Genomic DNA, 14,211 nt, shown 5'->3' on the forward strand with positions numbered 1-14,211 from the left:
ACAGGTTGTAAAAACGTTAGAAAAATTTAACCTTTCCGATACTCTTAAAGAGGGAAGTCTTTTACGCATTGGGATTGTGACACAAGCTGGAGAAGAAGATCATCTCGTACGCGCAAGCATTTATCAAGGGATGTATCACGTCCTCACCATTGCTCTAAATGATAAAGGCCAATTCATTGAAAGCACAGAGCCTAAAATGTCTAAAGCACTTAAAACGGCTTTTCAAAATGGTATTCCGCATTCTTATATCAATAGCGCGCAATTACCAACAGCTTATGATGCACTCTATAGTGCATTGCTCAGCCATAATATATCACAATCTCTCTCGCATCGTCTTATTCGTCTGCTGGCGACCAATATTGATATGAAAAGTCCGATAACCCCTAATGATCAGATCGAAATATTTTATGCTTTACCGCAGAGCGATAAAGAAACCAAAAACGGCAAAAAGAATTTAAAAGTAAAAGAATCACTCAAGAACGCTGATCCAGAAATTCGTTATATTAGTGCAACTTTTGGGAATGCAACTTATAAATATTACCGTTATCAATTAAAAGACGGAAGCGTTGATTATTATGATTCTGAAGGGAAGAGTTCAAAGCCTTTCTTACTCCGCAAACCCACACCCAATGGCGTTTTTGGTTCACCCTTTGGTCCACGCAAACATCCTATTTTAGGCTATGTTCGTATGCATACGGGTGTTGATTGGGTGGCCCCTAAAGGATCTCCCATTATTGCTATAGGAGATGGTATTGTGACAAAAGTAGGCGTAACAGGTGGCTACGGAAATCATACAGAAATTCAACATGCCAATGGATATGTCAGCAGTTATTCACACCAAAGCCGTTATGCACCAGACATCAAACCAGGCGTAAAAGTACGTCAAGGACAAATCATCGGCTATGTTGGCTCAACAGGAATGGCAACGGGGCCCCATTGTCACTTTGAAATCATTGTCAATGGCGTCAAAGTTGATCCCATGCGCATCCGTATCCCCAATAGTAAAGCCTTAACTCATCAAGATCTACAAACATTCCTACAAGAAAAAAACAATATTGATTCCTTGATAAACAGCCCGATAACACCTTCTAACGATACTTAAAACATGAAAGCACCGTGCAAGTGTCTTCCTCACAAAAGCTTGTGAACATTTCAAATCTTTCAAAAAATATCTTAGAATTTAATGACCTCAAAGGCATTTGCGCGCTTAAGAATATTTTATAGTCTAAGGATATGCAAAAAATAGAGCGATGTTCAAAAATAATCATAGCCTCTATCCCCTTATCAAGGCGTACAGTGGAAATCTAAAACAGAGAAAAGGGTAACTCTTCATATATTCTATCAAGACACTGAAAAGCGCATTCTTCCCTATATTTTAAAAGATTTCTTCCCTATATTTTAAAAGATCATGAGGAATAACAAAGTTTAAATTTTTCTACAAACAACAAGTAAATAATATAAAACTTGCCTTTTAAAATTTTCAATTGAAATTTTCATAAATGTAAAATACATATTGATAAAATCATTTGATATTTTATAACACAACGATAATAAATAATTAAAAAGGATTAAGTTTATGAAAGCTGCAATAATAAACATAATTATTATTATAGCTTTGGTTCCTTTCTTTTTTATCTCTGAAAAAGCGATAGCGACACCTTATCACACGCAAAATGGTGTAACAGTCTCAAAAATGCAATCAGAAAAATTGTAAAATTATTCAGCAAATAAGAATGGAGCTAAAAATCTAATAATTTCTGTTATTTCAGTTAAGATTGAAGAAAAGGAAAATGCACAACGAGAAAGGAAGCTTTAACCATAAAGAAATTGGATAAAGCAAAAAATAAAAAACGCAAATCAAGAATTTTTCTTATCGACTTGCAAAAGTGAATGAGAAAAAGAGCAAACATTGAGAGAGACGGAGTTCTTTCCAATGTTCAACAACGTGAGAAATTAAAACTTCTTTCAAACAACAATAATAACTCTTCTAAAACATAACAACCTCAAGACAGTAACCTTTCACAAGCGATAGAGAATTCTCAAAAACCGCCTCAAGCAAACAAAGGCTATACGACTATCATTATGGCTGATCTAAAACCATGACGCTTGGATTATGCTGATTTTCACTCGATAAAAAACAGAGATAAATGATCAGAAAAATAAAAAAGTTGCCCAGGCATTAAAATCACACAAAGCAGAGTTTTTCATTGTGAATAGCGACTTAACCAAATACAGTCGAAAAGAAACATATGATGACTATGCCGATATCTATAAAAACCTTGATGCTCCTGTTTATGAGAAACTCGGCAATTATGATTATTGCGGATAATGTCGGTAGGTGTATAATTCCTAAAGCATGCAATTTTTTCTGCAATGCCTATGCGATAAGCGCTGTTGAAAGGATGATAAAAGAAATGAAAAAGTATAAAAAAGCCCCTCTCAAATTGCTCTCAAAACCTCACCGCAAAGTCGCTTTTTAAGGGTACTTACCTGAGAGAAAGAAGTTTAAGCTACTCATGGAATTATGAAGATATTCACGATGTACAGCTTCAAAATTACCCAACTTATACGGCTAATTTATCTAACAGTAGCACTCAAGTAAGAATAACAAGCGCTCTTAAGTGGCTAAAAAAAGATTTAGCGGCTGCTGATGCAAGAGGGAAAGTTACAATTCTCAATTTTCACGATGCTCGCCCCCATTTTGGAGATAAAGATTCGCATTTTCTCCATCCTAAAAATGCTCGAAAACTCGCTGCATTTAAATTCATCATTACAAGTCACGATGTAAAAGAAATTTTTGTAGAACACGAACATCAACGATTCTATTGCCGTGCACAGGATAATAAAGTCTTTGAAAATATCCCAGTTTATACAGCAGGAGCACTCTTCAAAGGAGACGACGACCTCGTCAATGTGCGAGGAAAAAAATATTTACCTCAAAGCCTATAACGGAAAAATAGGAAAACCAGTTTTGGTTGAGAATTTAGGACGCAATGGAGCCAACGCCTCCCTTTGGGAGAGTTGTCGTAATTTATAAGGACATTCTTTTTACTTTCAACTTTCACACGCAAAGGGAGCACCTTCAAATGACCTAGGTTGCCTCCTTTGCACCACCTGTATTAAGTTTTGGTAAAGGAATGACAATCTTTGTGCCCCCTAAAGCAGAAGTTTCAAAAAAGGGCTTTTCACCAAATTGCATATGAAAGCTGTTCTACCACCACACAGACCAAGCCCCGTCTTTTGTTCTGAAGTTTGTCCCTTCATCCCCACACTATCTCTTTTATAATGAATAACGATTGCCCATTTGGCTGAGAGCCAAAAGAGATATAAATATGAGGGAGACGATGATCAGGACAAGCATATTTTAAGAACTTGGTCAATAATTCACCAAGGGTAATTTAAAATGTTGTTGCATCTCCTGAAAACAAGCAGCTTTTATATGAATAGTGATGGTTTCGCGAAAACGTATTATGTTATTTTCTTCTCTTAAAAACGAACAAACAGAAAAAATTTACGCCTTTTAAAAATTAGTCAGAGATTTTTTTTGAGCTCTTCGTGCTAAGTTTTGGCAAAGGAATGACGATCTTTGTGCCCCCTAAAGCAGAAGTTTCAAAAAGAGGTTTTTCACCAAATTGCATACAAAGCTGTTCCACAACCACACGCCCAAGTCCCGTTTTTTGTTCTAAAGTTTGGCTTTTCATCCCCACGCCATCATCTTCGACAATAAGCATCAATTGTCCATTTGCCTCAGGACCAAAAGAGATATAAATATGCCCCTCTCGTTGAGAGGGAAAGGCATGTTTTAAGGAATTTGTCAACAATTCACCAAGGATAATTCCAAGTGTTGTTGCATCTCTTGAAGACAATCGACAATCTTTAAAGTTCGTGTGAATGGTAATGTTTTCACGCAATTCAAAAGGAACTGCCAGTTCGACATCATGCACAACAGAACTAAGAAACTCTGCCAGTAGCGTTGTTTCCATATCATCACTCAAGCGCAAACGACGATGTGCTGTGGAAATTGTCTGAATACGATCCCGCGCAGCCCCTAAAACAGAACGCACTTCTTCATTTTTACTCCGACTTAATTGAAGCCCCAGCAAAGAAGACACCGTTCCAAGAGAGTTGCCAATGCGATGACTTGCATCCTGCAACAATATTTCAACCCGTTGGCGCTCTTTCTCGGCATGATTGCGTGCTCTTTCTAATTCTTGTGTTCGTTCTTTCACACGGGCTTCTAGAGCGATATTTTCGCTATGAAGCAGCAATTGATACAATTTTAAAGAGCGTACATCACGATGAAAACGATTAATAACAAAATAGGCAGAAACAAAAGTACTCACGACAGAAACAATAGCCGCCAATGTTAAAGCAGCCCGCATCAATGCGATGCCCTCACGCTGTTTTTGTCGTACCATATCATCGCCATTAATAAAACTTGTCATCAATTGAGCTAAACGTGCCACGGGAATCCTCGAGACTTCTAGAGACGCGGAAGGTTGAGAAGATTGATCAGGAAGTGTATCAAGAGCTTGCATATGGGCATGCATAAAAGCCTTGCGCGCTTCGACGTCCTTTTTAAAAGCCGTAAACCACTCATACCATTGTGGATGTGCATAAACAATAAGCTCCGTATAATCGAGAATATCCTCGAGCTCTCGTGACGCATTTTCGAAATGTGCTTTATCTTCTGGCTTTCGGGTTTTTGCATAGCTACGATCAGCAATAGCCATATCGATTAAGCTAATGAGCACCAAATCAGCCTGTTCGCGCAATTCTGAACTTGTATTCAACTGGGCAACTTCTCGATCAACGGCATTTGAAAGCAACATAATAAAAACTGATGCTAAAAGAGCCATAACAAGAGAAACAACAATCGCTGCCCACCGCCAGCGTGATATCGTTGCATCAGAAGAAGGCATTTTAGGCAGCAAATTTGTCTTTGTTGTCATAGAATTTCCATTGGCGAACTTGAAAGTCGTCATTTTTCAGTACAAAGGAAGGCAACCTTAAGGAACATAAACCAAAAGCCTATGAGAGCGTTTCATACGGGCTTTTCTTGTATTCCTAAGGACACACGCCAAACATTCTGAATTTCCTCAGATACTGACTTTACTGTAATAGCTATAACGGGAATAAAAAAAACAAGGCTATTCATCATAATTATTATGCTTTTTTAGCCGTTAAATGAACACAATGTACTCCCAGCTGAATAAGAATCGGGGCCATAATCGGATTCACCATCGACATTAAGAAGTTCTTGTAATCGATGACGCGCCCTACTCACACGGCTTTTAATGGTTCCAACAGCACAGCCACAAATAGCTGCAGCATCTTCATAAGAAAACCCTGATGCCCCAATGAGAATAATGGCTTCTCTTTGATCGGCAGAAAGCAGATTTAAGGCTTTTTTAAAATCTTGCAAATCAAGCGTTCCATATTGAGGAGGATGAACTGCGACATTTTGGGTAAATACGCCGTCGGTATCTTGAACTTCCCTTCCCTTTTTGCGCATTTGACTATAAAACTCATTGCGCAAAATGGTAAAAAGCCAAGCTTTAAGATTGGTTCCCATCTCAAAACTGTCTTGCTTAGCCCATGCTTTCATAACCGTATCTTGAACCAAATCTTCGGCTTTATCGTGCTTGCCACTTAAAGAAACAGCAAAAGCACGTAGAGCCGGTAACACCACAAGGAGTTCTTGTTTAAAGTTTTTTGCGCACTTTGACATAAAGGATTCAAACCTTTTCCACATTGTTTAAGCCAAATTGCTCTGCACGCTCCAACTTCTCCAAAAGCTCGAGCAAACGCCGTGGCAGCGCTTCTTCTTGAATTTCCATGTAAAATTGGCGTAATTTCCGCGCTATTTCGCTGTTGGCACCGAGAAGATCATTTCCAACTTTAAATTGTGCGGTAAGATTTTTTTCATCACGGTCGTTCATTTTTTCTCCCCCTAATCCATATAATATCAGTAACACCGCGAAGAATTTTTCGCCTTATGGTTGTAAATATAACTCTCGGTAAAAAGTTCCATACAAATCGGAACTTTTTTATCTGTTGAGAATTTCAACCAACAAAATGCTTGAAAGGTCAAAGGAGTTATAAATTATGTCATTATCAACGCGCATTGCCCCGCATCTTCCCTATCTTCGGCGTTTTGCCCGCTCTGTCACTGGAAGCCAATCCTCTGGCGATGCTTATGTATCAGCGATGTTAGAAGCTCTCATTGCCGATATTTCCATTTTTCCCAAAGCATCCAGTGATCGTATTGGGACCTATTGGCTTTTTTGCCATCTTTTTGACCAAACCACCCCGAATATCCCTGAACCCTTGCCACAATTTGGACTTGAACAAAAAACCAGTGCCAAATTATCGTATCTCACGCCCCGTGCCCGCCAAGCATTTTTGCTCATTGCCGTTGAAGGATTTAATGAACAAGAAGCAAGTGAAATCATGGATCTGGATACGAAGGAGTTTCGCAAGCTTCTCAACCAAGCATCTATTGATATTTCTCAACAAATTGCGACGGAAGTGATGATTATTGAAGATGAGCCTCTTATTGCACTCGATATCGAACAAATGGTCGAAAGCCTAGGTCATCATGTTGTCGGCATAGCGCGAACGCGTGATGAAGCTGTCATCATGTATCATAAGAAAAAACCACGGTTGATTTTAGCTGATATTCAATTAGCCGATAACAGTTCAGGTATTGATGCGGTCAATGAGATTTTGAAAAATGATCGTATACCGGTGATTTTCATCACGGCTTTTCCTGAAAGGCTGCTCACCGGTGAGCGTCCAGAACCGACTTTTTTAGTGACCAAACCTTTTAATCCAGATATGGTGAAAGCGCTTATTTCGCAGGCTTTATTTTTTCAAGAGAATGCTTCCAAAGCAGCTTAGAACAAAGTAAACCTCTTTAATTATGATCGTTACACCTCTTTCAAAGCCTCCTATGGATAGATCTCACATGAGCGCGCTCATGCAAGCGATTCGTGGTGCTGATATTTGTGTTCTCTATCAAGCAACCAATCTGGTTTATTTATGGGCTGAAAACTTGCCCCACCATTTGCACCATAAATGGCGGGTTGGGTGTCGTGACAGCGACTTTTTTTCCCTTGATCTTGCAGACAATATGGAAACCATTAAATTGCAGGTTTTAGCCAGTGGCAAAATGCAAACCGTTGAAGCACGTTTTGAAGATACAAGCAAACAAGAGATTTGGTACAAATTTTCGATTGATTGCCACCGGAATGATAACGAAGACATTATCGGTATTATCACCACCGGTGTTAACATTTCCGGCTTACGCCGCCGCGAACAAGTGCTTAAAATTCTTCTTCGAGAAGTCAGCCACCGTTCCAAAAATCTTCTAGCGATCATTCAAAGTATTGCCAGCCAAACCGCCCGCTATACGGAATCCCTTCAGGTTTTCTTACGCAAATTTCAAGGCCGTCTTCATTCTCTTTCTCATTCTCAAGATCTGATTACTGATTCCGATTGGCGTGGCGCCCAATTTCGTGAATTGGTTCAAACGCAAGCTTTAGGCTATTTAATGAAAGAAACAGAACGTTTTTCACTTGAAGGCGTCGATCCTTATCTTTTTCCCAATGCCGCTTTGCATATTGGTTTGGCTTTTCATGAATTGATTGTCAATTCTCTCTCTTTTGGAGCCCTTTCCCAAGAAAATGGTCGCGTTTGTGTACACTGCGAAATCAAAACAAAACTGAATGGCAAAACGTACCTACGCATCACTTGGCATGAGCACTTTGAATCCGGTGTTCCTCCCATGAACAATAAAAAAGCCTGTTTTGGCAGTGCCGTTCTCGAAAAAATCGTTCCCATTTCTGTCAATGGTTCCGCTTCCTTCAAATTGACAAAAGAAGGCATTGTTTATTGCCTTTCTGTTCCTGATACTTATTTTGATATTTTTTCTTAAAAGAGCCTTTCAAGCCATAATTTTTCTCTTCAGCACAATCTCTAACCTATTCAGCACGTTTTTTGTTTAGCACAAAGATATTTTCCAATCTCTCACGAACCTTAACAATGCAAATGCCGCTATCAACAATTCCTTCCTGCTGTCAATCAACTTCCATTGCTCCTATAACGCCTATTCTAAGACAAAAAACCTCAACGCTGAAGAGCAATCTGTCTTAAGCCTTTATAGATCAAATCAAAGCGAGCCTCCCCCTCCTCTCTTTTTGTCGAATTCTCGCAATACGCATATATTTTCATTTTGAAAGAAGATGAAATTTCAAGCGTTAAAGCCAATTCCTATCATCACTTTTCAGCTTTACAGGGCTTAAAGTATCCACGACAACGACGATAAACCGAAGGAAAATACATATTTTATGCTTTTATTTTAGCTTATCGCATTCTGGATCATCCTTTTCACACAAAAGAAAACATTCAAAACAGAAGGTCCTTTTTTTCACATACCGTTTTAATATTCCTCGATGTCTCCAAGCTCATTTCAAAACAACGCCTGTAAATAGAAGTACCACCCTCCATCTCCAATAAGCCATTAAGCACGCTCCTTTTTACCTTCATAGTACCTTCATAGCCCCTCTTTTCTCTCTTTACTCGCTAAAAGTGCCCGTTGCGCATCATCTTCTCCCCTCCTACACCAAACCCATTACATTCCCCCGATACAACAAAACCTTTAACATCAAAAAGCATTTACAAGAGACATTTTTAGTATTTTTTTTAATATTTTCCGTCCCCAAGTTTTCCTTCCCAACTTGGTTTTATGACATGCACGCCAATGATTTGGAAACCCTTGGAAACCCTTGGAAACCCTTGGAAACCCCTTGGAAACCCCTTGGAAACCCCTTGGAAACCCCTTGGAAACCCCTTGGAAACCCCTTGGAAACCCCTTGGAAACCCCTTGGAAACCCCTTGGAAACCCCTTGGAAACCCCTTGGAAACCCCTTGGAAACCCCTTGGAAACCCCTTGGAAACCCCTTGGAAACCCCTTGGAAACCCCTTGGAAACCCCTTGGAAACCCCTTGGAAACCCCTTGGAAACCCCTTGGAAACCCCTTGGAAACCCCTTGGAAACCCCTTGGAAACCCCTTGGAAACCCCTTGGAAACCCCTTGGAAACCCCTTGGAAACCCCTTGGAAACCCCTTGGAAACCCCTTGGAAACCCCTTGGAAACCCCTTGGAAACCCCTTGGAAACCCCTTGGAAACCCCTTGGAAACCCCTTGGAAACCCCTTGGAAACCCCTTGGAAACCCCTTGGAAACCCCTTGGAAACCCCTTGGAAACCCCTTGGAAACCCCTTGGAAACCCCTTGGAAACCCCTTGGAAACCCCTTGGAAACCCCTTGGAAACCCCTTGGAAACCCCTTGGAAACCCCTTGGAAACCCCTTGGAAACCCCTTGGAAACCCCTTGGAAACCCCTTGGAAACCCCTTGGAAACCCCTTGGAAACCCCTTGGAAACCCCTTGGAAACCCCTTGGAAACCCCTTGGAAACCCCTTGGAAACCCCTTGGAAACCCCTTGGAAACCCCTTGGAAACCCCTTGGAAACCCCTTGGAAACCCCTTGGAAACCCCTTGGAAACCCCTTGGAAACCCCTTGGAAACCCCTTGGAAACCCCTTGGAAACCCCTTGGAAACCCCTTGGAAACCCCTTGGAAACCCCTTGGAAACCCCTTGGAAACCCCTTGGAAACCCCTTGGAAACCCCTTGGAAACCCCTTGGAAACCCCTTGGAAACCCCTTGGAAACCCCTTGGAAACCCCTTGGAAACCCCTTGGAAACCCCTTGGAAACCCCTTGGAAACCCCTTGGAAACCCCTTGGAAACCCCTTGGAAACCCCTTGGAAACCCCTTGGAAACCCCTTGGAAACCCCTTGGAAACCCCTTGGAAACCCCTTGGAAACCCCTTGGAAACCCCTTGGAAACCCCTTGGAAACCCCTTGGAAACCCCTTGGAAACCCCTTGGAAACCCCTTGGAAACCCCTTGGAAACCCCTTGGAAACCCCTTGGAAACCCCTTGGAAACCCCTTGGAAACCCCTTGGAAACCCCTTGGAAACCCCTTGGAAACCCCTTGGAAACCCCTTGGAAACCCCTTGGAAACCCCTTGGAAACCCCTTGGAAACCCCTTGGAAACCCCTTGGAAACCCCTTGGAACTAAAAAACTTTAAAAACGTTTAACAATGAAGAAGCCCCTAGGCTGACAAATTGGTGTTCACACTGTCAACCACTTATTTGGAAAATATTTTATGAATCCTCTTGTTTTTATTCTCTTATTGGTTTCATGTACAGATGATTTTAACAGTTGCTATTCAAACAATAGAATGGCTAAAATCTACCCCACAGCTCAAGCATGTGAACAAGCCATGGTGCCATCCATAAAAAAATCTGCATTTTATGGACAACAAATTTTTGCCCAATGCATAAGTGTTCATCCCAATTTACATCAACAAAAAGTAAAATTGATCTGGTCTGTAACAAACCACGGAAATTTCCTGCTTAAAAGCCAAAATATTCATGACAAGATATCGACAGTCCACAAAGAAGACATTTTACCAACTTCACTGCCTCTTCTGCGTTCTTCTTCCACAAACCTCTTGCACAAAAAACTTTAAAAGCATAAACCCATCAGATCTCAAAAAATAATCAATGAAAGACCTGATGGATAATAAACCAATGCAACCTTCAAAAGACCATCACACAGAGCAAAATCCTCTGCCCCAAGATCTCCCCCTAGATCCTGCTGTAGAACGGGTGAGAAAAAAACTGATGGGTTTAATGATTATTTCCGTTTTAATAACGCTCTTTCTTATTCTGATCGTCCTGTTTTTAATCGTTTATAAAGTTACAACGGGATCTGCGCCAAAACAAACAGAGCTCTCTTCCTCCCATAGCAAAAATCCACACGTTATTTACCACACGCTCTCCCTACCGAAAAAAACACAAGTTTTGTCACAAAGCCTCTCAGAACACAATATTAGCCTCAAGATTTTAACCCCTGATGGACAAACAAAACTTATGATTTACAACTATCATACCGGTGAACTGATTGCCGTTCTTTCTATTGAGACAACAGAAGAAATATCAACAACAATGCCTCATTAAGCAAACCAACATCACCGGTTTACACAACATTTTTGAATCTTAAAAATTTTCCTCAGCTTAAAGATGGGACCACTTGTGCAAGAGTGGTCTTTTTATCTGTCTCCCCTCACCTCATCAAGATAAAGAGGCAACCTTTCAGTCAATGCATTCCCAGTCTTAAAAAACGGATATTACCCATAAAAGCTCAAATGAAAATACAAGAAATACACCTTTTTGAACACAAAAATTCAGCCTATTGCCTATTGATTTACAATAGTCATTTATTTAAATGCCAAACGAGCGCTTCAAATACCGTAAGCTTCTCTCATTTCAACTCTATTCATGATGAAGTTCATCAAAATCATTCCTTCAAACAATCCCAGCAAAGAAGCGTATGAATAAAAAGACCTCTTGTATGAATTGATTGCAAAAGCCAAAGGAAGAGCTGTTACAACATTGATGATGGAATAATAATGGCCCAACGTGCACCTTTTATTATACAAAGACGATCGATGGCTTTTATAGCATAGCAGGTTCCGATATAACAATCCCGTAGCAAAATGGGCTAGAATGACATTGAGAGATATTAAACACAGGTACAAATAAGCCCAGCAATCGGTTCTTCATAAAAGAACGACCTCTTAAATATACGAACGTAGATTTTCTCTATATCCCCATATTTCCAAGCCAAAAGATAATCCTTTCCTATCGCCCCCTATTTGCGATATTGATGACACGACGGCGGCGCATTTTTCTCTGTATCCCCTCACTTAATCCAGGCAAAGGAGGAATCTCTTCTGTTGATGTTGATGCATTCCCATTTTTAGAGTTTTCTGCTGTTGTCAATGAAAGCTCAAGAGATGTTTCATCTTTAGTCCGTACAGTACGCCGACGTGGAGAACGACGTGTTTTCTTGAAGAAATAATCTCCTCCGTCATCCTCTATTTGCGATATTGTCCCTAAAAACTCAAAGAACGAAAACTTAAAAAATGAAAATTATAGAAAACGCAAGAAACAGCGCATAGATACATCACGACATCAACAGCACCACAAGCACTTACACAGCATGCTTGAGACGTTTAAACATTTTCCTCGGCTTCAAGATTGACCACACGACGACGGCGCGTTTTTCTCTGTATCCCCTCACTTAATCCAGGCAAAGGAAGAATCTCTTCTGTTGATGTTGATGCATTCCCATTTTTAGAGTTTTCTTCTGTTGTCAGTGAAAGCTCAAGAAATGCTTTGTCTTGAGTCCGTACAGTACGCCGACGTGGAGAACAACGTGTTTTCTTGAAGAAATAATCTCCTCCGTCATCCTCTATTTGCGATATTGTCCCTAAAAACTCAAAGAATGAAAACTTAAAAAATGAAAATTATAGAAAACGCAAGAAACTGCGCATAGATACATCACGACATCAACAGCACCACAAGCACTTACACGGCATGCTTGAGACGTTTAAACATTTTCCTCGGCTTCAAGATTGACCACACGACGGCGGCGCGTTTTTCTCTGTATTCCCTCACTTAATCCAGGCAAAGGAAGAATCTCTTCTGTTGATGTTGATGCATTCCCATTTTTAGAGTTTTCTTCTGTTGTCAGTGAAAGCTCAAGAGATGCTTTGTCTTGAGTCCGTACAGTACGCCGACGCGGAGAACGACGTGTTTTCTTAACAGGTTCAACATTTTCCTCAGAGCGACAGTTCTCTTGATCCGTTTTCTCATCCGATAAAGCCTCGACAGCATTTTCACGCGCATCGCCATTTTGGGCTTTGACATATGCACCATGACCATTTTTGGGCGCCTGTATCTGTAATGCATCTGTATCACACTCGACAGTATCTGTCTTTTGACCGTCAGGATTTATTTCAGCGCATTCTTGCCCATTGTTTTCATCATCACGATTTTCATCACGCCGAGCTGATTGGGACATTTGCCCAGCTGCTGCCAAAATAATACGCAAATAGTGCTCGGCATGTTGCAAATAATTCTCCGACATCACGCGATCACCGGCACCTTGTGCATCACGCGCAAGACTGATGTATTTATCGGCAATTTGCTGAGCATTTCCGCGAATTTTGACATCCGGACCGCTACTTTCATAATTGCGAGACAACGGATTAGGACCGCGACGATTATTATTGTTATTACCATTATTGTTATTGTTGCGACCGCGTACCCGTCTATTTTGTTGTGGCCTCATTTGTATCCCTTTTTGGAGTATGTGTCTTTATTGACTTCTTTATTGACTCTTCTTCATTGCACCATTTTTTGATAATGCTGATCATGTTAAACATACGGTTATCAAGCTATCCGTGTTTTATTTCACTCAAACGAACCCTACTGATGTTGATAAAAGCATATATTTTTTTTGAAAATCACAAAACAGCAGGGAAATCATCAATCAAAAATCCCCTATTTCTCTGTCAACAAACAGAAACCTAGTGATGTTCACATAAAATGCCAAGTATTTTTTTTAAATAAACCATATTTCACTAAAAAAAAATAATTATCTTGTGGAAAACAAAAAGGAGAACATACGTACAACATTCTGACAAATAAAAAACCACTGTCAGAGAATACGAGAAGCTTCTCTTTTTCTTCTGTCCTAAAACCACCTTTATATTCTAAAACCACCGCTCCTAAAAAACGCCGATATTCTTTTCCCCCTCGTGCCATAAATTCATAAGCACTTCCACCCTAACGAGTCGCTCATTGAGCCTCTTTATTTTATGAATATAGCCTCTCTTCACCGCTAAAGCAACCCCTTGCGAGCGATAATCTACGATCGCTTCACAAAATCCTTAATTCTTATAAATAGATTAATATGAAGTATTATTCAAGCCCTATAATCACTAAGAGACCACTCTTCTTTCTCTAACATGCCAACGATCCTATCAATTTCCATTTTAACCCCATGGATTTTTAGTAAATCATACCACTTCATTGAGAACAAATTGAGCCTAAAAGCCAAATGGTTAAATACAAAAAATATCAATAAAAACAGCCCCAATGTTACACTTCCTTAAAATCGGATTCTTCTTTAAAAAAATGCTCCCTCAAAGTCTATTACTAAGGATAGCATAACGCCTTTCCTCTCTTATCCTTATCTTATAAAGAAAACTGGAGGGTATAAAACAAGCCCTTTTGC

General features: G+C 40.2%; 13 protein-coding genes and 1 pseudogene (1 of these 14 running past the window's edge). 9 read left to right on the forward strand and 5 right to left on the reverse strand.

What is annotated here, in order from left to right; translation table 11 throughout:
- The 3 genes from BTR_RS09105 to BTR_RS13670 all read left to right on the forward strand — a co-directional run.
- On the forward strand, nt 1–1,102 hold the 3' portion of the coding sequence (locus BTR_RS09105) for a M23 family metallopeptidase (RefSeq protein ID WP_012232255.1). 887 nt of this gene lie to the left of the window's left edge; only the last 1,102 of its 1,989 coding nucleotides appear in the window; its start codon lies beyond the left edge, outside the window; the stop codon is at nt 1,100–1,102.
- Nucleotides 1,103–1,576: 474 nt separating this feature from the next.
- On the forward strand, nt 1,577–1,714 hold the full coding sequence (locus BTR_RS12910) for a hypothetical protein (protein WP_005775302.1): 138 nt from the start codon (nt 1,577–1,579) through the stop codon (nt 1,712–1,714).
- A 1,197-nt stretch (nt 1,715–2,911) separates the two neighbouring features.
- On the forward strand, nt 2,912–3,037 hold the full coding sequence (locus BTR_RS13670) for a hypothetical protein (protein WP_280109579.1): 126 nt from the start codon (nt 2,912–2,914) through the stop codon (nt 3,035–3,037).
- Nucleotides 3,038–3,091: 54 nt separating this feature from the next.
- On the opposite strand, the pseudogene BTR_RS13850 reads toward BTR_RS13670, so the two are convergent.
- The 4 genes and pseudogenes from BTR_RS13850 to BTR_RS09125 all read right to left on the reverse strand — a co-directional run.
- Nucleotides 3,092–3,449: pseudogene (locus BTR_RS13850) on the reverse strand (sensor histidine kinase); the annotation flags it as partial.
- Between the two features lie 78 nt (nt 3,450–3,527).
- The gene (locus BTR_RS09115) at nt 3,528–4,952 is read right to left on the reverse strand and encodes a sensor histidine kinase (RefSeq protein WP_038473946.1); all 1,425 of its coding nucleotides are present in this window, start codon (nt 4,950–4,952) and stop codon (nt 3,528–3,530) included.
- Between the two features lie 224 nt (nt 4,953–5,176).
- The gene (locus BTR_RS09120) at nt 5,177–5,731 is read right to left on the reverse strand and encodes an RNA polymerase sigma factor (RefSeq protein WP_012232259.1); all 555 of its coding nucleotides are present in this window, start codon (nt 5,729–5,731) and stop codon (nt 5,177–5,179) included.
- Between the two features lie 7 nt (nt 5,732–5,738).
- Nucleotides 5,739–5,942, reverse strand: a complete 204-nt coding sequence (locus tag BTR_RS09125) for a NepR family anti-sigma factor (RefSeq protein ID WP_012232260.1) — start codon at nt 5,940–5,942, stop codon at nt 5,739–5,741.
- Between the two features lie 166 nt (nt 5,943–6,108).
- Here BTR_RS09125 and BTR_RS09130 point away from each other — a divergent pair, with 166 nt between their 5' ends.
- From BTR_RS09130 to BTR_RS13855, 6 genes are all read left to right on the forward strand, one after another.
- On the forward strand, nt 6,109–6,903 hold the full coding sequence (locus BTR_RS09130) for a response regulator (RefSeq protein WP_012232261.1): 795 nt from the start codon (nt 6,109–6,111) through the stop codon (nt 6,901–6,903).
- A 22-nt stretch (nt 6,904–6,925) separates the two neighbouring features.
- Entirely contained in the window at nt 6,926–7,939 is a 1,014-nt protein-coding gene (locus BTR_RS09135) for a sensor histidine kinase (protein ID WP_012232262.1), read from the forward strand.
- 815 nt (nt 7,940–8,754) lie between these two features.
- Nucleotides 8,755–10,140: a hypothetical protein gene (locus BTR_RS11970; protein WP_012232263.1), complete on the forward strand. Its 1,386-nt coding sequence runs from the start codon at nt 8,755–8,757 to the stop codon at nt 10,138–10,140.
- Between the two features lie 88 nt (nt 10,141–10,228).
- Nucleotides 10,229–10,594, forward strand: a complete 366-nt coding sequence (locus BTR_RS13520; protein WP_012232264.1) for a hypothetical protein — start codon at nt 10,229–10,231, stop codon at nt 10,592–10,594.
- Between the two features lie 46 nt (nt 10,595–10,640).
- Entirely contained in the window at nt 10,641–11,084 is a 444-nt protein-coding gene (locus BTR_RS09150; RefSeq protein WP_038474675.1) for a hypothetical protein, read from the forward strand.
- 709 nt (nt 11,085–11,793) lie between these two features.
- Nucleotides 11,794–11,988 carry a hypothetical protein gene (locus BTR_RS13855; protein ID WP_038473952.1) on the forward strand — a complete coding sequence of 65 codons (195 nt, stop codon included), beginning with the start codon at nt 11,794–11,796 and terminating at the stop codon, nt 11,986–11,988.
- A 531-nt stretch (nt 11,989–12,519) separates the two neighbouring features.
- Here the strand turns inward: BTR_RS13855 and BTR_RS09160 are convergent.
- Nucleotides 12,520–13,263 (reverse strand): DUF4167 domain-containing protein, encoded by a 744-nt coding sequence (locus BTR_RS09160; protein ID WP_012232266.1) that lies wholly within the window; start codon nt 13,261–13,263, stop codon nt 12,520–12,522.
- Nucleotides 13,264–14,211 lie beyond the last annotated feature (948 nt).

The organism is Bartonella tribocorum CIP 105476 (genome assembly GCF_000196435.1).
Lineage (GTDB): Bacteria > Pseudomonadota > Alphaproteobacteria > Rhizobiales > Rhizobiaceae > Bartonella > Bartonella tribocorum.

Excerpts from the sequence above, each read along its gene's own strand:
- BTR_RS11970 (WP_012232263.1), top strand. The coding sequence starts at position 8,755 with ATGCACGCCAATGATTTGGAAACCCTTGGAAACCCTTGGAAACCCTTG.
- BTR_RS09160 (WP_012232266.1), bottom strand. The coding sequence starts at position 13,263 with ATGAGGCCACAACAAAATAGACGGGTACGCGGTCGCAACAATAACAAT.
- BTR_RS09150 (WP_038474675.1), top strand. The coding sequence starts at position 10,641 with ATGGATAATAAACCAATGCAACCTTCAAAAGACCATCACACAGAGCAA.
- BTR_RS09125 (WP_012232260.1), bottom strand. The coding sequence starts at position 5,942 with ATGAACGACCGTGATGAAAAAAATCTTACCGCACAATTTAAAGTTGGA.
- BTR_RS12910 (WP_005775302.1), top strand. The coding sequence starts at position 1,577 with ATGAAAGCTGCAATAATAAACATAATTATTATTATAGCTTTGGTTCCT.
- BTR_RS09120 (WP_012232259.1), bottom strand. The coding sequence starts at position 5,731 with ATGTCAAAGTGCGCAAAAAACTTTAAACAAGAACTCCTTGTGGTGTTA.
- BTR_RS13520 (WP_012232264.1), top strand. The coding sequence starts at position 10,229 with ATGAATCCTCTTGTTTTTATTCTCTTATTGGTTTCATGTACAGATGAT.
- BTR_RS09130 (WP_012232261.1), top strand. The coding sequence starts at position 6,109 with ATGTCATTATCAACGCGCATTGCCCCGCATCTTCCCTATCTTCGGCGT.
- BTR_RS13855 (WP_038473952.1), top strand. The coding sequence starts at position 11,794 with ATGACACGACGGCGGCGCATTTTTCTCTGTATCCCCTCACTTAATCCA.
- BTR_RS09135 (WP_012232262.1), top strand. The coding sequence starts at position 6,926 with ATGATCGTTACACCTCTTTCAAAGCCTCCTATGGATAGATCTCACATG.
- BTR_RS09115 (WP_038473946.1), bottom strand. The coding sequence starts at position 4,952 with ATGACAACAAAGACAAATTTGCTGCCTAAAATGCCTTCTTCTGATGCA.
- BTR_RS13670 (WP_280109579.1), top strand. The coding sequence starts at position 2,912 with ATGTGCGAGGAAAAAAATATTTACCTCAAAGCCTATAACGGAAAAATA.